The sequence below is a fragment of the Streptomyces sp. RLA012 genome (assembly GCF_056270325.1).
In genome coordinates this window covers 5,737,725-5,756,767 of record NZ_JBWDPA010000002.1, presented here as the reverse complement: position 1 = coordinate 5,756,767, position 19,043 = coordinate 5,737,725, and the positions used below count along the sequence as shown (strand labels likewise).

The following is a 19,043-nucleotide window of genomic DNA, read 5'->3' as shown; positions in this document are numbered from 1 at the left end:
TTCTTTTTCCACCTGTGGAAAACCGTTGTGGATAACTCAGTGGATAACCGTGGGCAGAGCTCCCGCGGAGCTGCTCCCGAGGACTTCCCGGACGCTTCCGGAAGCTACTTCCACAGGCCCGGGGGCCACTTCCACAGGTCCGGAGCTACTTCCACTGAGTGGAGACGCCGAAGCCTGCCGCGATGAAGCCGAAGCCGACCACGATGTTCCAGTTGTCGAGCGCATCGATCGGCAGCGAGCCGTCCGTCACATAGAAGACGACGATCCAGGCGAGACCGATGAGGAACATGGCCAGCATGACCGGGGCGACCCAGCTGCGGTTGGTCAGTTTGATGGCGGTCGCCTGCTTCGCCGGGGGCGGCGTGTAGTCGGCCTTCTTGCGGATACGTGACTTCGGCACGAGGGTCTCTCCTGTCGATGCGCTGCGTGGCCGCGCAGGGATCTGGGGGCGGGCTCCGGGGCAGCGTACAAGGGGACACTGAGTGCTCCCCCGGGCGTCCGTTAGCGTAGTGCTTCCGCGGCGCCGAAGGAGATAAGGGTACGTTGAGCAATTCTGCCGACTCCCCCGGGACGGGTTCCAGTCCTGCCGGTACGCGTCGTTTCCGGCCCGTACGTGTACTCACCGCGGCCGTCTTCGCGCTCGCCGGCCTGATTTTCTTCACCAGCTTCAACACGGCCAAGGGCACCAATATCCGCACGGACGCGTCCCTGCTGAAGCTGTCCGACCTCATTCAGGAACGCAGCCATAAAAACGCGTCGCTGGACGAGTCCAACGGCGCCCTGCGCGACCAGGTCGACGCCCTCGCCGGGCGGGAGAACGGCGGCAGCAAGGCCGAGACGGCCAAGGTCGCCGCACTGGAGAAGAACGCCGGCACCCAGAAGCTCAAGGGCAAGGCCGTCACGGTCACCCTCAACGACGCCCCGCCGAACGCCACCGCCAAGCTGCCCGGCTACCCCGAGCCGCAGCCCGATTACCTGGTCATCCACCAGCAGGACCTACAGGCCGTGGTGAACGCCCTGTGGCTGGGCGGCGCCCAGGGCATCAAGGTGATGGACCAGCGGCTGATCTCCACGAGCGCCGTACGCTGCGTCGGCAACACCCTGATCCTCCAGGGCAGGGTCTACTCGCCCCCGTACAAGATCACCGCGGTCGGTGACCCTCAGAAGCTCCAGAAGGCCCTTGCCGACTCCCCGGCGATCCAGAACTACATGGTGTACGTCAACGTCTACGGGCTCGGCTGGAAAGTCGAGGAGAACGGGACGGTGACTCTTCCTGGCTACTCGGGCACAGTGGATCTCCACTACGCAAAGCCCGTGGAGTAGTGGAGTAGTAGCCGGAGCAGCTGCCGCTGGGGGGTCCTGTGTCGGTGCGAGTGCTCGTCAGGACGTTGAGCGAACTGTGCCTCACCATCGGGACGCTGATCGTGCTCTTCGTCGTCTATGTCCTGTTCTGGACGGGCGTGAAGGCCGACAACGAGATGAACCACCAGATCGACCAGCTCCAGAAACAGTGGTCGCAGGGCCCCGTGGCGCAGGAGTCGAAGGCGCCCACGCCCGCCCCGGTCACCGGGAGTCCGAAGGCGACGACGGCCACCGGGAGCCCGAAGGCACCCCGCCCCTACGCCTACGGCAAGCCCTTCGCGGTGATGTACATCCCGCGTCTTGGTTTCACGTGGAACAAGCCCGTGCTCGAAGGCACCGGCACCGACGTCCTGAAGAAGGGGCTCGGTCACTACCGCGGGACCGCCCAGCTCGGGCAGGTGGGGAACTTCGCCGTCGCAGGTCACCGTCGAACGTACGGCGATCCGTTCAAGGACTTCCCCGAGCTGCGCCGTGGCGATGCGGTGGTGCTGAGCGACGGGACGACCTGGTTCACGTATCGGATCGACAAAGGCCCCTACAAAACACTGCCCACAGACATTGAGGTGATCGATCCTGTGCCACGTACGTCCGGGTACACGGCTCCGGGCCGCTACCTCACACTGACCACGTGTGAACCGGAGTGGGGACACAGTCATCGGCTGATCGTCTGGGCACACCTCGACTCCACACAGCCAGTGGAGGCCGGGAAACCTGAGGCGCTACGCCGTTAGTCTGGTCCCGTACGGCGTGGGTCCGGTGGTCTGGGGCGTGGCTCTGGTGCCGTGATGCGACGGAAGGGACGGCATGTACGGCTTCATCTGGCGGCATTTGCCGGGGAACGCATGGGTGAAGGCGCTGGTCTCACTCGTGCTCATCCTCGCGGTGGTCTATGTGCTCTTCCAGTACGTCTTCCCGTGGGCCGAACCGCTGCTCCCCTTCAACGATGTGACGGTGAACAACCAGTGAGCGCGCGGATCCTCGTCGTCGACAACTACGACAGCTTCGTCTTCAACCTGGTCCAGTACCTGTATCAGCTCGGCGCCGAGTGCGAGGTGCTGCGCAACGACGAGGTCTCGACCGCGCACGCCCAGGACGGCTTCGACGGCGTGCTGCTGTCGCCCGGCCCCGGCGCCCCCGAGCAGGCCGGCGTCTGCATCGACATGGTCCGGCACTGCGCGGACACGGGTGTCCCCGTCTTCGGCGTCTGCCTCGGCATGCAGTCGATGCAGGTGGCGTACGGCGGGGTCGTGGACCGTGCGCCCGAGCTGCTGCACGGCAAGACGTCGTTGGTGGAGCACGCGGGCAGAGGCGTCTTCGCCGGGCTGCCGTCGCCCTTCACCGCGACGCGCTACCACTCGCTGGCGGCCGAGCCGGAGACCGTGCCGACCGAACTGGAGGTCACCGCCCGGACCCACGACGGGATCATCATGGGGCTGCGGCACCGTGAACTCCCGGTCGAGGGTGTGCAGTTCCACCCGGAGTCGGTACTGACCGAGCACGGTCACCGGATGCTCGCCAACTGGCTGGTGGAGTGCGGCGACCAGGGGGCCGTGGCGAGGTCGGTGGGGCTCGCCCCGGTGGTGGGCAGGGCCACGGCGTGACCGCGCTGCGCCCCGAGCGCGAGTCCGGCGCCGCCTACGGAGGTGCCGGCGAGGACGGGTCCCGGTACGGGCAGCAGCCGTACGGGGCGCCCGGCGCGTTCGAGGCCGCGGTCGACCGGCTCGCGGATCCCCTCACCGACCCGCTGACCGATCCCCAGAGCAACCCCCAAAGCAATCCGCTCGCCGATCCCCTCACCGATCCGCTTCCGGGGGCGCGGGCTGCCGGCCGGCCACCGGGACGGCACGCTGCCCCGCCGCCCGTCCCCGCGCCGTCCGCTCCCGTACCGCCCGTCGCCGGATCGGGGCCCGGGCACCAGCAGGAGTGGTCCGGTCAGCACCAGTACGCCGTGGACGGCCCCGAGGGGTACGCACGGGACTGGCAGGGGGCGGCGTCGCAGCAGGGCGTACAGGCGCAGGGCACACAGGCCACACAGGCCACACAGGGCGCCTACGAGGACGTACGGCAGCCGTATATGGGGCCGATGGCCCCGCCGCCCCGTGTGCCTGCCCACGACGAGCCGCTGACCCGGCCCATGCCCCTGTACGACGAATCGGTCGTCGCGGCCCGTCCGGTGGACGACGAGACCGTGGGGTTGCGGGCCTCGGACGTCTCCGAGGCGCGCCGCAGGGCCGCGGAGGTGGCTGCCGGCGCCGCGGGCGAGGGGATATCCGCGCCCGGCGGTCGCGCGGCGCGGCGCAAGGCGGCCCGTCGTAACGGCCACGGGCGCCATGGAGGGGCTCAGGAGTCCCAAGAGCCCCAAGACCCCCAGGGCCCCCAGGGCCCCCAGGAGTCGGCCGAGAGGGCCGCTGAGGGGTCTCTGAGCCGTATGGAGGCCCGGCGGGCGGCGCGGGCGCAGAAGCCGGGCGCCGCGGTCGTCGTGAGCCGGGTGATCGGCGAGGTGTTCATCACCACCGGCGTCCTGATGCTGCTGTTCGTGACCTACCAGCTGTGGTGGTCGAACGTGCGGGCGCACCAGCAGGCGGGCAGCGCCGCGCACCACCTCCAGGAGGACTGGGCGAGCGGCAAGCGGAGTCCGGGAACGTTCGAACCCGGGCAGGGCTTCGCCATCCTGCACATCCCGAAGCTGGACGTGGTCGCGCCGATCGCCGAGGGCACCAGCAAGACGAAGGTGCTCGACCGCGGAATGGTGGGCCACTACGGCGAGGACGCCCTGAAGACGGCGATGCCCGACGCCAAGACGGGCAACTTCGGTCTCGCGGGGCACCGCAACACGCACGGTGAGCCGTTCCGGTACATCAACCGGCTCAAGCCCGGCGACTCGATCGTCGTCGAGACGCAGGACGACTACTTCGTCTACAAGATGACGTCGATCCTGCCGGTGACGCCTCCCTCGAACACGAAGGTGCTGGATCCGATCCCGCAGGGGTCGGGATTCACTGCGCCGGGCCGCTACATCACCCTCACCACCTGTACGCCGGAATTCACCAGCAAGTACCGGATGATCGTGTGGGGCAAGATGGTCGAGGAACGCCCGCGCAGCAAGGGCAAGCCGGACGCGCTTCTCGGGTAGGAGCCTCGTCGGGCGGAGCACGTGAGACAACCTGAGACAGACCAGACGGGGCAGATGCACAGTGGCAGCGAGGACCGACCACGACGAGCGCGCCGGATCCGAAGAGTTCGAAGAGTCCGAAAAAGATACCGACACCCCGGCCTCGTCCCCCACGGCGCGACGCCGAGGCCCCGGCCGGATCGCGATGGCGGTCAGCTTCCTCGGTGAACTCCTCATCACCGCGGGCCTGGTGCTCGGCCTTTTCGTCGTCTACTCGCTGTGGTGGACGAACGTCGTCGCGGACCGCGAGGCGAACAAGCAGGGCGACAAGGTCCGCGACAACTGGGCACAGGACAAGGGCGGTCCCGGCGCCCTGGACACCAAGGACGGCATCGGCTTCCTGCACGTACCCGCGATGAAGAACGGCGAGGTCCTGGTCGAGAAGGGCACCTCGACCAAGGTCCTCAACGACGGAGTGGCCGGCTACTACATGGACCCCGTCAAGGCGGCCCTGCCGATGACCGGCAAGAACGGCAACTTCACGCTCGCCGCCCACCGCGACGGCCACGGCGCCAAGTTTCACAACATCGACAAGATCGAGAAGGGCGACCCGATCGTCTTCGAGACCAAGGACGACTGGTACGTCTACAAGGTCTTCTCGATCCTTCCGGAGACCTCGAAGTACAACGTCAAGGTCCTCCAGCAGGTCCCCCAGCAGTCCGGCAAGAACAAGCCGGGCCACTACATCACCCTGACGACCTGCACGCCCGTCTACACCTCCCGCTACCGCTACGTCGTCTGGGGCGAGCTGGAGCGCGTGGAGAAGGTGGACAGCGCGCGTACGCCGCCGAAGGAACTGCGCTGACGCGAGCCGTTGACCTGAACCGACGCTGACGCGAGCCGTTGACCTGAACCGACGCTGACGCGAGCCGTTGACCTGAACCGACGCTGACGCGAGCCGTTGACCTGAACCGCCGCTGACGCGAGCCGTTGACCTGAACCGCCGCTGACGCGAGCCGTTGACCTGAACCGCCGCTGACGCGAGCCGTTGACCTGAACCGCCGCTGACGCGAGCGCATCAGGTGCCTTGAACAAGACGGTGCCCCGCCCGGAAGCAGTCCCGGGCAGGGCACCGTCTTGTTCAACCGCTGCGTCAGCCTCCGTTGAGGCCGCCGAAGAAGTTGGTGCCGCCGTTGTTGTTACCGCCGTTGTTGTTATTGCCGGCGCTCACGGTGGTCAGTGTGATCTGCGTGTTGTTCGGGTCCGCCTGGGTTCCCGGCTGGGGGTCCTGGCCGATCACGATCGCGTCGTCGTTCTGATCGCTGCCGTTGTTGAACTGGATGTTGTTGAAGCCGTTCTGCTGCAGGGTCTGCCTGGCCTGCTTGACGGTCTGGGTGACGACGCTCGGGACCTGCGTCTGGGTCTGTGTCAGCTTGCCGACCGAGATGGCCACCGGGGAGTTCTTGGGGACCTGGTTGCCCGCCTGCGGAGAGGTCGAGATGACCTTGCCGTCCTGGGAGGCGTCCGTGGTCGCCACATCGGTGCAGGTGCCGACGAGGTTGTTGGCCGTCATCTGGGCCTTGGCATCGTCACAGGACTTGCCGAGGACGTCGGGGACCGTGGACTTCTCGGCGGCCTTGGCGATGGTGAGGGTGATCGTCGATCCCTTCTCCACCTCCTTGCCGAGCTTCAGGTCCTGATCGAGGACCGTGTTCGGGTCCTCTGTGGACTCCTGGGCCTTGGTCTTGACCACGAACTGGTAGTCGTCGCCCTCAAGCAGGGTCTTGGCGTCGTCCAGGCTCTTGCCGAGGACGTTGGGCACCGCGACCTTGGGCGCGCCCGTGGACACCACCAGGGCGATGGTGTCGTTCTTCTTGACGTCCACGCCGGGCTTCGGGTCCTGGGAGCAGATGTTGCCCTTGGGCTGGTTCTCGCAGGTCTTGTCGGTGGTCGTCAGTTGCAGGTCGCTGTTGATCGCCATCTTCTTGGCGTCGGCGAGCGACTGGCCGACGAAGGTCGGGGCCGCGAAGGGCTTGTCGGTGCTGTCGTCGCTGAACACCCACTTGCCGATCAGGATGGCGCCGACGAGGACCAGGACGCCGGCCACGACCAGCAATATCGTCGAGGCGTTCGACTTCTTCTGCTGGCGGCGCCGGGCCGGGCGGTCGTCGTAGCCGTATCCGCCGTCGTCCGGGTTCATCGGCGGCAGCATGGACGTGGCCTGCGCGTCCGCGGAGCGCAGGGCGGTGGTGGCCTGGTCGTCCGGGTAGCCGCCGTAGCCGACGGAGCCCATGGCCGCGGTGGCCGCGACCGGCTGGCCGTCGAGGCAGGCCTCGATGTCCTGGCGCATCTCGTCGGCGGACTGATAGCGGTAGTCCGGGTCCTTGACCAGCGCCTTCAGCACGATCGCGTCCATCTCGGGCGTGATCTCGGGGTCGAAGACGGACGGGGGCTGCGGCTCTTCCCGTACGTGCTGGTAGGCGACCGCGACCGGGGAGTCGCCCACGAACGGCGGGCGGACCGTCAGCAGCTCGTAGAGGAGGCAGCCGGTCGAGTAGAGGTCGGAGCGCGCGTCCACCTGCTCGCCCTTGGCCTGCTCCGGAGAGAGGTACTGGGCGGTGCCGATGACCGCGGCGGTCTGCGTCATCGTCATGCCGGAGTCACCCATGGCGCGGGCGATGCCGAAGTCCATCACCTTGACCTGGCCGTTGCGCGTCAGCATGACGTTGGCCGGCTTGATGTCACGGTGGACGATGCCGGCGCGGTGCGAGTACTCCAGGGCCTGGAGGATGCCGATGGTCATCTCCATGGACCGCTCGGGCAGCAGTCTGCGACCCGAGTGCAGCAGCTCGCGCAGCGTGGATCCATCGACGTACTCCATCACGATGTACGGGATGGAAATGCCCTCGATGTAGTCCTCACCCGTGTCGTACACGGCGACGATCGCGGGATGGTTGAGCGAGGCGGCCGACTGGGCCTCCCGGCGGAACCGGGCCTGGAACGACGGGTCGCGTGCGAGGTCTGCTCGCAGCGTCTTCACCGCCACCGTGCGTCCGAGCCGAGTGTCATGGGCGAGATGTACCTCCGCCATGCCACCACGGCCGAGCACCTGGCCCAGCTCGTACCGGCCGCCGAGGCGACGCGGCTCTTCCATAGCTACCTACCAGCCCTCTCCGTCGGTCCCGACCGCACATGATGTGTGGTCCGGCGGTGTGCCGTCCGGGCATACCGTACCCGGCTCGACTTCTGTGACCTGGCCAAGCCCGTCACCCGATACAGGACCGGTATCGCAACGTGCACCGATGTGAAGGGGACGTGACAGGAGTCACTTCTTGCTGTCGATTACTGCCTGCATCACACTCTTCGCGATGGGGGCCGCGAGGCCACCACCCGTAATGTCGTCTCGGTTGGCGCTCTCGTCCTCGACCACCACGGCGACAGCGACCGGGGAGCTGCCGTCACTGAGCTTGGCGTACGAGATGAACCAGGCGTAGGGGTTCTCGCTGTTGGCGACGCCGTGCTGGGCAGTGCCGGTCTTGCCGCCGACGGTGACGCCGGAGATCTGGCCCTTCTTGCCCGTGCCCTCCTTGACGACCGTCTCCATCATCGACTGCAGGATCTGGGCGTTGTCCTTCGAGAGCGGCTCGCTCATCTTCTGCGGCTCGGTCTGCGAGATGACGTCCAGGTTCGGGGCCTGCAGCTTGTCGACCATGTACGGCTTCATCAGGGTGCCGTCATTGGCGACGGCGGAGGCCACCATGGCCATCTGCAGCGGGGTCGCGGCGGTCTCGAACTGGCCGATGGAGCTGAGCGCGGTCTGCGGCTTGTCCATCGTCTTGGGGAAGACGGAGGCGCTGGAGCGCACCGGCGTGAACTGCTCGGAGTTGAAGCCGAACTTCTCCGCCTCGGACAGCATCTTGTCCTTGCCGAGGTCGGCGCCGATCTTGCCGAAGACCGTGTTGCAGGAGACGCGGAGCGCGACCCGCATGGTGGCGTCCTTGCAGGGGATGTTCCCCTCGTTCTTCAGCTCGGTCGTGGTGTTCGGCAGGGTGTACGGCAGCGGCGAGTTCGTCTTCTGGTCCGCGGACGTGTACAGCCCGTTCTGCAGCGCCGCGGCCGCGGTGACCACCTTGAAGGTGGAGCCGGGCGGGTAGGTCTCGCGCAGTGCCCGGTTGAGCATCGGCTCGTTGACGTCGTTCTTCTTCTGCAGCTTCGTCCACGCCTTGCTGTCGACGCTCGTCGAGTTCCCGGCGAAGGTCGACGGGTCGTACGACGGGGTGGAGGCGAGGGCGAGGATCGCGCCGGTCTCCGGGTCGATCGCGGCGACGGCGCCCTTGCCCTGCTTCAGCAGGCCCTGGTACGCGGCCTTCTGCGCGGCGGCGTTGAGGGTGGTGACGACATTGCCGCCCTGCTTCTTCTTACCCGTGATCATGTCGAGGGTGTTGCGGAAGAAGAGCCGGTCGTCGTTGCCGGTGAGGATGCCGTCTTCGATGCTCTCCAGCTGGGTGGCGCCGAAGGCCTGGGAGGCGTACCCGGTGACGGGGGCCCACATCGCGCCGTCCTTGTAGGTGCGCTTGTACTCGAAGTCGTTGATGCCGTTCTTGGTCGACTTGGTGGCCCCGGTGATCGGGTTGCCGTCGACGATGATGTCGCCGCGCGGGGTGGCGTACCGCTCGATGGCGACGCGGCGGTTGAGCGTGTCGGTCCGCAGGCTGTCGGCCTGGACGTACTGGATGTAGTTGTCGCGGATGAGCAGGGCGAGGACGAGGAGACCGCAGAAGAGCGCGATCCGGCGCAGGGGCTTGTTCACGGGCGGACCACCTGGGTCATCTCGGCATCGGGGCTGGGGGCGGGTGCGGGTGCCGGGCGGCGGGCGGTGTCGCTGATTCTGATCAGGATGCCCATCAGCGCCCAGTTGGCGATGACGGAGGAGCCTCCGTAGGCCACGAACGGCATCGTCATACCGGTGAGCGGGATCAGGCCCATGACGCCGCCCGCGACGACGAAGACCTGGAGCGCGAAGCCGCCGGAGAGGCCGACGGCGAGGAGCTTGCCGAACGGGTCGCGGGCCGCGAGCGCCGTACGGATGCCGCGCTCCACGATCAGGCCGTAGATGACCAGGATCGCCATGATCCCCGCCAGGCCCAGTTCCTCGCCGAAGCTGGCGAGGATGAAGTCGGAGTTGGCGGCGAACCGGATGAGTTCGGAGTGGCCCTGCCCCCATCCGGTGCCGAGCGTGCCGCCGGAGCCGAAGGCCCACAGCGCCTGCATGGCCTGCTCGGAGTGGAGGATGCCGTCGTGGGTTCCGGCCTGGCTGAGCTTGTACTCGTGCAACGGGTTGAGCCAGGCCTGGACACGCGTCTGGATGTGAGGTTCGAAGCTCGCCACGCCGACGGCGCCGACCGCCGACATCAGCAGACCGAAGACGATCCAGCTGGTCCGCTCCGTGGCGACGTACAGCATGATCACGAACATGCCGAAGAACAGCAGCGAGGTACCGAGGTCGGTCTCGAAGACCAGGATCAGGATGGAGACGAACCAGACCACCAGGATCGGGCCGAGGTCGCGGCCGCGCGGCAGGTAGAGGCCCATGAAGCGGCGGCTGGCGAGGGCCAGCGCGTCGCGCTTGACCATGAGGTAGCCGGCGAAGAAGACCGCGAGGATGATCTTCGCGAACTCGCCGGGCTGGAGGGTGCCCAGGCCGGGAATCGAGATCCAGATCTTGGCGCCGTAGATGTTGGCGCCGAGGCCCGGAACCAGCGGAAGCAGGAGCAGGAGCAGGGCGGCGAACATGGAGATGTAGGTGTAGCGCTGCAGGACGCGGTGGTCCTTGAGGAAGATCAGCACGGCGACGAACAGACCGATGCCCAGCGCGGTGTACATCAGCTGGCGGGGCGCTGCCGGGGTGAAGTTGGGCAGCGACTGGAGCAGCTTGGACTGGTCGAGACGCCAGATCATCACCAGCCCGAGGCCGTTGAGCAGCGTCGCCAGCGGCAGCAGCAGCGGGTCGGCGTACGGGGCGAACTTGCGGACGCCGAGATGGCCGACGCCCGCGAGCAGGCCGAGGCCGAGGCCGTAGCTCAGCAGGCCGGCGGGCACTTTGTCGTCGATGGCGAGGCCCACGTTGGCGTACGCGAAGACCGGGATGACGACGGCGAATACCAGCAGCGCCAACTCGGTGTTGCGTCGGCTCGGTGTGCCGATCGAACCGATGGTCGACGTGTGGTGCGTCGGCGTGTTCGTACTACTGCTCATGGTGTGACAGGGCCCCTCACGGCTTCTTACTGCTTACCGCACAGCGAGACCAGCTTCTGCTCCTCGTCGGAGAGGCTGGGGCCGGGTGTGGGAGTGGGTGCGGTGGCGGTGGACGACGGGGTCGAGGACGGAGCCGAGCTCGATGGGTTCGGCGTCGCCGACGGGCTGGGCGTGGCCTTGGACGTCAGAGAGGTCTTTGTGGTTCCCGTGGTCCCACCTGCCTCGCCCGTACCGGTCTTTGCGCTGTTCTGGGTCTCGGTGGAGCGGCGCTCGGCGTCCTTCTGGCAGGCGGACGCCTGCACGGCGAGCTCGCCGATCTTCGACTGGGCGTCCTTGAGGCCACCCTCCGCGATCGTCGCCTTGACCTGCTTCTGCTGATACGGCGGCAGGTACTTGAGTTCGATCTCGGGGTGGTCCTTCTCCACCTTCGAGAGCGAGACCCAGGCCAGGTCCTGACTGATCCCGCGGTACAGCGCGACGTGCTCGTCCTGGGTGCCGACGTAGTACTGCGTCTGTGTCCAGCGGTAGCCGCCGTACAGACCGCCGCCGATGACGGCGAGCGCCAGCACGCCGTAGAGGGATCTCTTCAGCCACCTGCGTCCGCCGCGCGGCTTGATGAAGTCCTCGTCGGAGTAGTCGCCGAAGCCGCCCGCGGGGACGTAGCCGGTGGTGTCGCCGCTGCCGGGCGGGCCGAACTCGCCGCCACCCTGTCCGGGTACCGGACGGCCGAGGCTGGAGGCGCGGCCTGCGGGTGTCTGCATGGCGCCGTTGTCGTGCAGCTGGTGCTGGTGCTGGTTCTCGGCGACCGCGCCGACCACCACCGGGGTGTCGGAGAGCTGTGCGGCGAGGGTGTCGCCGGCGTCGATGTCGAGGACGTCGGCGACGATGACGGTGATGTTGTCGGGGCCGCCGCCGCGCAGCGCGAGCTCGATGAGGTTCTGGACGGTCTCCTGCGGGCCCTGGTAGCTGGCGAGGGTGTCCTCCATCGTCTGATGGGAGACGACGCCGGACAGGCCGTCGGAGCAGATCAAGTAGCGGTCGCCGGCCCGGACTTCGCGGATGGAGAGGTCCGGCTCGACATGGTCGCCGCTGCCCAGCGCGCGCATGAGGAGGGAGCGCTGGGGGTGGGTGGTGGCCTCTTCCTCCGTGATGCGGCCCTCGTCGACGAGGCGCTGCACCCACGTGTGGTCCTGGGTGATCTGCGTGAGGACGCCGTCCCGCAGGAGGTACGCGCGGGAGTCGCCGACATGCACCAGGCCGAGGCGCTGACCGGTCCACAGGAGCGCGGTGAGGGTGGTCCCCATGCCTTCCAGCTGGGGGTCCTCCTCGACCATCATCCGCAGCTGGTCGTTGGCACGCTGTACGGCCGTGCCCAGCGAGGTGAGGATGTCGGAGCCGGGCACGTCGTCGTCGAGCGCGACGATGGTGGAGATCACCTCGGAGGAGGCGACCTCACCGGCGGCCTGGCCGCCCATCCCGTCGGCGATCGCGAGCAGCCGGGGACCGGCGTAACCGGAGTCCTCGTTGCCCTCGCGGATCATGCCTTTGTGCGATCCGGCGGCGAAGCGCAGTGACAGACTCATGCGCACCTCGCCCGTCGGCTCCGGGTACATCCGCACGGTGCCCACCCTCCGGTCGGGAGCGCGCCGGGGTCCGTCGTGTGGACCGCTGCTGCGTGCTCGCTCCGCTCGCGCTCATTCATGACGTAGCACTACTTCCGCAGCTCGATGACGGTCTTGCCGATGCGGATCGGCGCGCCCAGCGGAACGGGCGTGGGAGTCGTCAGTCGGCTCCGGTCGAGATACGTGCCGTTGGTGGAGCCGAGGTCTTCGACGATCCACTGGCCATCCCGGTCCGGGTAGATCCTGGCATGGCGGCTGGACGCGTAGTCGTCGTCCAGCACGATGGTGCTGTCGTGCGCGCGGCCCAGGGTGATGGTCTGGCCCTGCAGCGCGACGGTGGTGCCCGTGAGGGTGCCCTCGGAGACGACCAGCTTGGTGGGAGCGCCGCGGCGCTGTCGGCCGCCGCCGCTGCTGGGCGGCGCCTGCTGGCGCTGCTGCGGCGGCGGTGTGGCCTGGCGCGCGGTCTGTTGCGGCCTGGAGGCGTCCCTGCGCGAGCCGCGCTGTGTGACGCGCGTTCCGAACAGGTCGCTGCGGATGACCTGCACGGCCACGATCACGAACAGCCACAGTACGGCCAGGAAACCCAGCCGCATGACCGTGAGGGTCAGCTCTGACATTGCCCCCGCTTCACCCTTCGGCTTGCCGGTAAATGATGGTGGTGCTGCCCACGACGATCCGCGAGCCGTCGCGGAGCGTAGCGCGGGTGGTGTGCTGCCCGTCCACCACGATGCCGTTGGTGGACCCGAGATCCTGGATCGTCGAGGGCGTTCCGGTCCGGATCTCACAGTGCCGGCGGGATACGCCGGGGTCGTCGATCCGCACGTCGGCTTCGGTGCTGCGGCCCAGCACCAGCGTCGGGCGGGAGATCTGATGGCGGGTGCCATTGACCTCGATCCAGTGCCGCATACGGCCGCCGGGCACGGGGCCCGCGGCCGCGCCGGGCCGCTGTCCCATGGGCTGTCCCGGGGACTGCCCCATGGGCGAGGGACCGGGACGCCCGCCGGGTGGCGGCGCGGCCGGCATCGGCGGAGCGGCGGCCGGCGGGTAGCCGTAGCCGCCCTGGCCGCGCGGGGCCGCCGGGGCGGGGCCCGCGGGGGCGCGCTCGGGTGCCTGCTGGTCGGTGGAGGAGGCGAGCGTGCGACTGCGTACCCGGTACAGGCCGGTGTCGAGGTCGTCCGCTTTCTCCAGGTGGACCTTGATGGGTCCCATGAACGTGTAGCGCTGCTGCTTCGCGTAGTCGCGCACCATGCCGGCGAGCTCGTCGCCGAGCTGGCCGGAGTAGGGGCTGAGGCGCTCGAAGTCCGGCGCGCTCAGCTCCACGATGAAGTCGTTGGGCACGACGGTTCGGTCGCGGTTCCAGATGGTGGCGTTGTTGTCGCACTCGCGCTGCAGCGCTCCGGCGATCTCCACGGGCTGGACCTCGGACTTGAACACCTTGGCGAAGGTGCCGTTGACCAGACCTTCGAGACGCTGCTCGAACTTCTTCAGGACTCCCATGGGGCACCTCCTCCTTCGTAGCCGTCCTGGTACTGCTTACTGATCGTATCCACGCGTCGGGAAATCGGCTGGTTCCCCCTGTCGGCCCGGTCGACGGGTGTCGACGGCTTCCGGAGTCCCCTCCCGGAGTTCCCTCCGAGGCCCCTCTTCGAACTCTTCCCGGCACTACTCCTGCCATGGATCGTAGAGGCGCTACGAGACCAGTGTCCCGCACCTGACTGTGCACCTTGTCCTGCTCCTGGAGAGATGGCCTGGACCGGTACGAGGTTGATACGTGAACCGGTTCCGGTTGAGACGTGTGGTGCCCGCGGGGCCTGTGGCCGTGGGAAAGGGATGTGATTCCACCCCCGGCAGCGTGCTAATCTTCTGCATGTCGGAAGGCGCTCACCCCACGTGGTGGGAGACGGATGACACACCCAATGCGCGGGTGGCGGAATAGGCAGACGCGCTGGATTCAGGTTCCAGTGCCCGCAAGGGCGTGGGGGTTCAACTCCCCCCTCGCGCACAGCGAAACACCACGAAAGGTGTCTCTCGGCGGTGACGGAAGTCACTGGTGAGGGGCACCTTTTGGCGTTGGTCGGAGCGGGGTTGGTGGGGCGGGTCGGAGTGATTCATTTCACGGGGTCGTGGTGCCGGTGGGGGCCCGGTTGTCGAGGCCGACGCCGAGGCCGATGGTGATCGTGAGGGTGATCGTGACTCGGTCGGTGTCACTGGGCTCAGGGGTGGGTGATGGCGCAGGGGCAGGTGGATCTCCAGCAGGGTGCCGGTGGGGGTGCCGGGAGTGATGCGGGTTCGGCCGCCGAGTTCCTCGATGCGGTCGGTGAGGGAACGCAGAGCCTCCGTGGGGCGGGCGGTCGCGGGGCTGCTGTGGCCGTCGTCGGTCACCTTCGCGTACAGCGAACGCCTGGTGATGCGTACGCCGGTGTCCAGGCGGCGTGCGCCCGAGCCGGTCAGACGGTCGCGCAGGGCCTCGCGCAGCGGCGGCAGGTCGGCATGGCGGCGGATGCCATGGCGGCGGATGTCCTCGATGAGGGCCTGGTTCTCCTGGGCAGTGGCAGCCTCGGCCAACGTCCGTTCCGCGGTGGCGAGATGGGACGGCTCTCGCCGGGTGGGGGAGGGGCAGGGAGAGGTCACGGGTATGCGTGGGACCGTCGTGTTCGGGGTGCGGGCGCGGGTGTACGGCCCTGTTCCGGTGCCGGTGCCTGGGAGGCGGTGCGTGCTCAGACGGCCTCGGGCGGTGGGGGCGGGGTCGTGCGCAGACGGCCTGGCAAGCCCGGGGTGGCCAGGCCGGGCAGCACGAAGCGCCAGAACGCGCCGATGCGTTCCGGCAGGTCCTCGCCGTTGCTGTGGACCTGGGACATCAACTGCAGCCCGGTGAAGGCGCCGACGATGGTCGACGTGGCTTCCTGGACGTCCACGCCGGGCAGGATCTCGCGCTGCTCCTCGGCCTGCCGCAGCAGGGCGAGTATGGCCGCGCCGGACTGTTCGTACGTGGTCCGGGGCGGGCGCGAGAAGGACGTCTGCTCGACCGCGAGCCGCACACTGGCACGCAGCACCGGATCGCGCTGGAGGCGCAGGGCGAAGTCCAGGGTGAGGTCGATGACGGCTTGGAGCTTCACCGCCCGGTCCGGCACCACCGGTGCCTCGCTGTGTGCGGTCACCAGGGCCACGGCGACGGTGTGATCACCGGCTGGGGCACGACGGTGACGGCCACCCTGTCGGCATCGTCGCCAACCGGCCGGCCGCCATGGCGGGCGTCCCGGACATCAAGGCGAGCGAGAAGGCGGCGCGGTTCGTGCCGTTCTGCCGGGGCGTACATCGTGAGGGACTCCCGTTGCATCGGCGCCGACATCGCGCCGGCCCGGCCGACCGACGAGATCGCGGCCATGGGGGCGGAGGACGCCGCCCACGTGGGTCTTCCGGCGGGAGATCGCGGCCGCGGACGACTCCGACGCGATGCGTAGAGAGAAAATAGACCAGTACAAGAGGGAGCCGGTTCACCCTGACTACGCCGCTGAACGCGGGCTGGTCGACGACGTCATCGACCCGCGCGAGACCCGGGCGGTGCCGGCGCGCTCGTTCGCGATGCTCGCCGCCAAGCATGCCGAGCTGCCGCGCCGCAAGCACGGCAACCCGCCCCAGTGATGGAGTCAGTGAGGGAGGAACCATGACCGCACAGCACAACGACCCCGTGGCCGGTCCGTCTTTCCGGATCGAGCGCGGCTGCCCCTCCGCGGAGGAGCTCGCCGCGCTGACCGCGGTACTCATGGCGGTGACCGCGGGACCCGGCGTCGCGCCGGACGACACGGCCCGCAAGCATCAGGTCGTCGCCCTGTGGCGCCGCCCCGAGCGCACCGCCGGATACGAAAGCCCGCGTACCTGGCGAGCGGCGGCCTGAGCCGCCACCTGCACCACAGCCCGAAGGGGCCGGAGAGTTCTTGTGAACTCTCCGGCCCCTTCGCTCATGTGCACGGGGCTTCGGGCCGCCTCCTTCCTCAGCGTTCCGGATCCCCGTGCTGCGCGGGATCCCGGAGCATGGAACGCGACCCCGGCTCCATCCCCACCGGACGCGCGACCGCGTCCGGGGCGTACAGCTGGCGGTGGGCACGGCGCGAATGGCGACGGGCCGATCCCCCGCCCCGGCCGGCGCGATAGCTGTACGTCGGCTCCCACCCGTGACTCCGCCACCAGCATGATCGCCGGGCCGTGGCTGTGGGAGAGCGAGAACTGCGGGGCGCCACCCGGTACGCCGAGCACCACGGGCCGGCCGTGGCGCTCACCGTTGCTGTCGTACCGCTCACCGGCGAGGTAGAGCCGGCTCGGTTCGATGCCGGTGTATTTCGATCTCGGTTCGATGCCGGTGTATTTCGATGCCGGTGTATCCGGAGAGGACCCGGCGCAGCCCCACGTGCGCCGCGGCGTACATCTGGCGGTCGTCGGGCCGACGGTAGGAGTCGGCCCGTCCTCTCTCGTACGGGTCGAGTTCGCCGTACGGGACGTCACGCGGCGACCTGAGGGACTCACCGCACTCAGGGGCGGCGGGCCGCGGTCTGTTCCTCCGCCTCGTCGAACTGCTGCCGCGCCCGCTCCACCAGCGGCAGGTGGTCGGTGGACCAGTCGAAGAGCGAGGCGAACAGCGGGGCCAGGCTGCTGCCCAGCTCGCTGATCGTGTACTCCACGCGCGGCGGGACCTCCGGGTAGTACGTGCGGATCACCAGTCCGTCGCGCTCCAGCTGCCGCAGCCGCTGGGTCAGCACCTTCGGCGTGATGGCGCCGATGTTGCGGTGCAGTTCCACGAAGCGCTGGGTGCCGAAGGCGTTCAGCGTCCACAGGATCGGTGTGGTCCAGCGGCTGAACACGATGTCGAGGACCGGCGCGATCGGGCAGGCCTGCTGGGAGCCGGCGCCGGCCGCGTGCGCGGCTTCGGGGCTGGTCATGACCGGGACGGCGCCTTTCGGGACCGTGCTGTCGCTCTGTGCAGCGGTGCTCTTCATGCCGACCGTCACCCTCCGGGAAGTCACTTTCCTCTAGGTACCTACTTTACCCAGGATGCTAGCTTCCGAGGAGCCGGCAAAGACAGTACCTCCCTGTACTTCTTAGTGCGTCCGCTTACGTCCCTGTATGTCTCCATCCTGTATGTCTCCGTCCGGGAATCCTCATGCTCCTAGGGAGTGACATGTCCATCCAAGAGTCCACCCACAGCCCCGCCACGGCGGCGGGCGAGGCCGGGCCGGTCCGTCGCCCCGGAGTCATCCTGGCCTTCCTCTGCCTCGCCGGCTTCATGACCTTCCTCGACGTGTCGATCGTGAACGTCGCCCTGCCGACCATCGAGGACGAGCTCAACATCTCCGCCACCGCCCTGCAGTACGTGGTCACCACCTACGGCATGCTCCTCGGCGGCTTCCTGTTGCTGACCGGCCGGCTCGCCGACACCCTCGGCCGCCGCCGGATGCTGCAGACCGGCCTGCTGCTGTTCGCCGGTGCCTCGCTGTTCGCCGGTGTCGCCCAGAACGCCGCGATGCTGATCGGCGCCCGTGGCGCCCAGGGCCTGGGGGCCGCGTTCATCGCCACCGCCGCGCTGAGCCTGCTGACGAACAACTTCGAGGAGGGCGCGGCCCGCAACAAGGCGCTCGGTGCCTGGGGCGCGCTCAGCGGTCTCGCCGCCGTCGCCGGTGTCACCCTCGGCGGTCTGCTCACGGACGGGCCCGGCTGGCGCTGGATCTTCTTCATCAACGTGCCGATCGGCATCATCGGCGCCCTGATCGCCCCGATGGTCGTCGACGAGAGCCGATCCGCCCAGCGCAGCAAGTCCTTCGACGTCGCCGGTGCGGTCACCCTCACCGCCGGCCTGGTCCTGCTGATCTTCACCCTCGGTCAGACCGTCTCCGACTCCGACGTCCCGACAGGCCGGGTCATCGGCGGCTTCATCCTCTCCGCGATCCTGCTCGTCTCCTTCCTCGCCGTCGAGCGCCGCGCCAAGGAGCCGCTGATGCCGCTGGGCATCTTCCGCCGCCCCTCGTTGCGTGCCGCCAACGGCATCGCCGTCCTGCTGCTGGGCACCTGCGTCACCCTGTTCTTCTTCGCCAGCCTCTTCATGCAGCAGGTCCTGGACTACTCCGCCGTCAAGACCGGCTTCGCGTATGTGCCGCTCGCGGTGCTCACCGCCGTCGGTGCGGGGATCGCCTCCCAGGTCGTCACCAAGGTCGCCGCCAAGCCCGTCCTGCTGATCGGCCTCGCGCTCGCCGCGACCGGCATGATGCTGCTGTGGCGGGCCCCGTCAGACGCCTCGTATCTGATTGACGTGCTGCCCGCCTTCGTCCTGATGGGCCTCGGGCTCGGTATGTCCTTCGTCCCGCTGCAGGTCTCGGCCTTCGCCGGGATCGAGGAGCGTGAGTCGGGTCTGGCCGCCGGTCTCATCAACACCGCCCAGGAAGTCGGCGGCGCGCTCGGCCTCGCGGTCGCGGCGACCTACGCCTTCCGCCGCGTCGACGAGCTGACGACCAAGGCGCACGGTGTTCCCGCCCTGGTCCTGGACGCCCGTACGACCGTCTTCCACGACGCGTTCCTCGTGGGCGCCTGCTTCGCCGCGGCCGCCTTCGTGGTGACCCTGGTGCTGCTGCCGCTCACCAAGTCCTCCGAGCAGTCCGCCACCGTCCCCGCGCACGCCTGACGGATGAACCAGAGAGCGAAGTCGG

At 68.4% G+C, this 19,043-nt stretch carries 18 protein-coding genes, 1 tRNA gene and 1 pseudogene; 10 read left to right on the top strand and 10 right to left on the bottom strand.

Going from position 1 to position 19,043, the window contains the following annotated elements; genetic code table 11:
• Positions 1-145: 145 nt before the first annotated feature.
• Positions 146-400, bottom strand: coding sequence for a cell division protein CrgA (gene crgA, locus RV986_RS26290; RefSeq protein WP_475919754.1), 255 nt, complete (start codon positions 398-400; stop codon positions 146-148).
• 143 nt (positions 401-543) lie between these two features.
• On the opposite strand from crgA, the gene RV986_RS26285 reads away from it, so the two are divergent.
• The 6 genes from RV986_RS26285 to RV986_RS26260 all read left to right on the top strand — a co-directional run bounded on the left by RV986_RS26285 (position 544) and on the right by RV986_RS26260 (position 5,339).
• Positions 544-1,323 (top strand): DUF881 domain-containing protein, encoded by a 780-nt coding sequence (locus RV986_RS26285; protein ID WP_475919753.1) that lies wholly within the window; start codon positions 544-546, stop codon positions 1,321-1,323.
• 44 nt (positions 1,324-1,367) lie between these two features.
• Entirely contained in the window at positions 1,368-2,093 is a 726-nt protein-coding gene (locus RV986_RS26280; protein ID WP_475924437.1) for a class E sortase, read from the top strand.
• Positions 2,094-2,166: 73 nt separating this feature from the next.
• The gene (locus tag RV986_RS26275) at positions 2,167-2,328 is read left to right on the top strand and encodes a hypothetical protein (RefSeq protein ID WP_475919752.1); all 162 of its coding nucleotides are present in this window, start codon (positions 2,167-2,169) and stop codon (positions 2,326-2,328) included.
• Positions 2,325-2,963: an aminodeoxychorismate/anthranilate synthase component II gene (locus tag RV986_RS26270; RefSeq protein ID WP_475919751.1), complete on the top strand. Its 639-nt coding sequence runs from the start codon at positions 2,325-2,327 to the stop codon at positions 2,961-2,963. The genes RV986_RS26275 and RV986_RS26270 overlap by 4 nt, the downstream gene beginning before the upstream one ends.
• A 347-nt stretch (positions 2,964-3,310) precedes the next feature.
• A complete protein-coding gene (locus RV986_RS26265) occupies positions 3,311-4,495 on the top strand; it encodes a class E sortase (protein ID WP_475924436.1) in 1,185 nt (394 codons plus the stop codon).
• Between the two features lie 61 nt (positions 4,496-4,556).
• Positions 4,557-5,339, top strand: a complete 783-nt coding sequence (locus RV986_RS26260) for a class E sortase (protein WP_475919750.1) — start codon at positions 4,557-4,559, stop codon at positions 5,337-5,339.
• 288 nt (positions 5,340-5,627) lie between these two features.
• On the opposite strand, the gene pknB is transcribed toward RV986_RS26260, so the two are convergent.
• From pknB to RV986_RS26230, 6 genes are all read right to left on the bottom strand, one after another.
• Entirely contained in the window at positions 5,628-7,628 is a 2,001-nt protein-coding gene (pknB, locus tag RV986_RS26255; protein ID WP_475919749.1) for a Stk1 family PASTA domain-containing Ser/Thr kinase, read from the bottom strand.
• A 171-nt stretch (positions 7,629-7,799) separates the two neighbouring features.
• Positions 7,800-9,284, bottom strand: a complete 1,485-nt coding sequence (locus tag RV986_RS26250) for a peptidoglycan D,D-transpeptidase FtsI family protein (RefSeq protein WP_475919748.1) — start codon at positions 9,282-9,284, stop codon at positions 7,800-7,802.
• Positions 9,281-10,729: an FtsW/RodA/SpoVE family cell cycle protein gene (locus RV986_RS26245; RefSeq protein WP_475919747.1), complete on the bottom strand. Its 1,449-nt coding sequence runs from the start codon at positions 10,727-10,729 to the stop codon at positions 9,281-9,283. The genes RV986_RS26250 and RV986_RS26245 overlap by 4 nt, the downstream gene beginning before the upstream one ends.
• Before the next feature lie 26 nt (positions 10,730-10,755).
• The gene (locus RV986_RS26240; protein ID WP_475924435.1) at positions 10,756-12,342 is read right to left on the bottom strand and encodes a Stp1/IreP family PP2C-type Ser/Thr phosphatase; all 1,587 of its coding nucleotides are present in this window, start codon (positions 12,340-12,342) and stop codon (positions 10,756-10,758) included.
• Between the two features lie 98 nt (positions 12,343-12,440).
• The gene (locus tag RV986_RS26235; protein WP_475919746.1) at positions 12,441-12,968 is read right to left on the bottom strand and encodes an FHA domain-containing protein FhaB/FipA; all 528 of its coding nucleotides are present in this window, start codon (positions 12,966-12,968) and stop codon (positions 12,441-12,443) included.
• A 10-nt stretch (positions 12,969-12,978) separates the two neighbouring features.
• A complete protein-coding gene (locus tag RV986_RS26230) occupies positions 12,979-13,848 on the bottom strand; it encodes an FhaA domain-containing protein (RefSeq protein WP_475919745.1) in 870 nt (289 codons plus the stop codon).
• 421 nt (positions 13,849-14,269) lie between these two features.
• Here RV986_RS26230 and RV986_RS26225 point away from each other — a divergent pair.
• A tRNA-Leu gene (locus RV986_RS26225) sits at positions 14,270-14,353 on the top strand.
• On the opposite strand, the gene RV986_RS26220 is transcribed toward RV986_RS26225, so the two are convergent.
• Both RV986_RS26220 and RV986_RS26215 read right to left on the bottom strand, forming a co-directional pair.
• On the bottom strand, positions 14,335-14,916 hold the full coding sequence (locus tag RV986_RS26220) for a hypothetical protein (protein WP_475919744.1): 582 nt from the start codon (positions 14,914-14,916) through the stop codon (positions 14,335-14,337). The two genes, RV986_RS26225 and RV986_RS26220, sit on opposite strands and share 19 nt — an antisense overlap.
• A 152-nt stretch (positions 14,917-15,068) precedes the next feature.
• On the bottom strand, positions 15,069-15,509 hold the full coding sequence (locus tag RV986_RS26215) for a TetR/AcrR family transcriptional regulator (RefSeq protein ID WP_475919743.1): 441 nt from the start codon (positions 15,507-15,509) through the stop codon (positions 15,069-15,071).
• A gap of 44 nt (positions 15,510-15,553) precedes the next feature.
• Here RV986_RS26215 and RV986_RS26210 point away from each other — a divergent pair.
• Both RV986_RS26210 and RV986_RS26205 read left to right on the top strand, forming a co-directional pair.
• Positions 15,554-15,993 (top strand): annotated as a pseudogene (locus tag RV986_RS26210) (carboxyl transferase domain-containing protein); the annotation flags it as partial.
• 22 nt (positions 15,994-16,015) lie between these two features.
• A complete protein-coding gene (locus tag RV986_RS26205; protein ID WP_475919742.1) occupies positions 16,016-16,246 on the top strand; it encodes an acyl-CoA carboxylase subunit epsilon in 231 nt (76 codons plus the stop codon).
• Between the two features lie 631 nt (positions 16,247-16,877).
• On the opposite strand, the gene RV986_RS26200 is transcribed toward RV986_RS26205, so the two are convergent.
• A complete protein-coding gene (locus tag RV986_RS26200) occupies positions 16,878-17,285 on the bottom strand; it encodes a winged helix-turn-helix transcriptional regulator (protein ID WP_475924434.1) in 408 nt (135 codons plus the stop codon).
• Positions 17,286-17,524: 239 nt separating this feature from the next.
• Between RV986_RS26200 and RV986_RS26195 the strand changes: the two genes are divergently transcribed.
• Positions 17,525-19,018, top strand: coding sequence for an MFS transporter (locus RV986_RS26195; RefSeq protein WP_475919741.1), 1,494 nt, complete (start codon positions 17,525-17,527; stop codon positions 19,016-19,018).
• Positions 19,019-19,043: the final 25 nt, after the last annotated feature.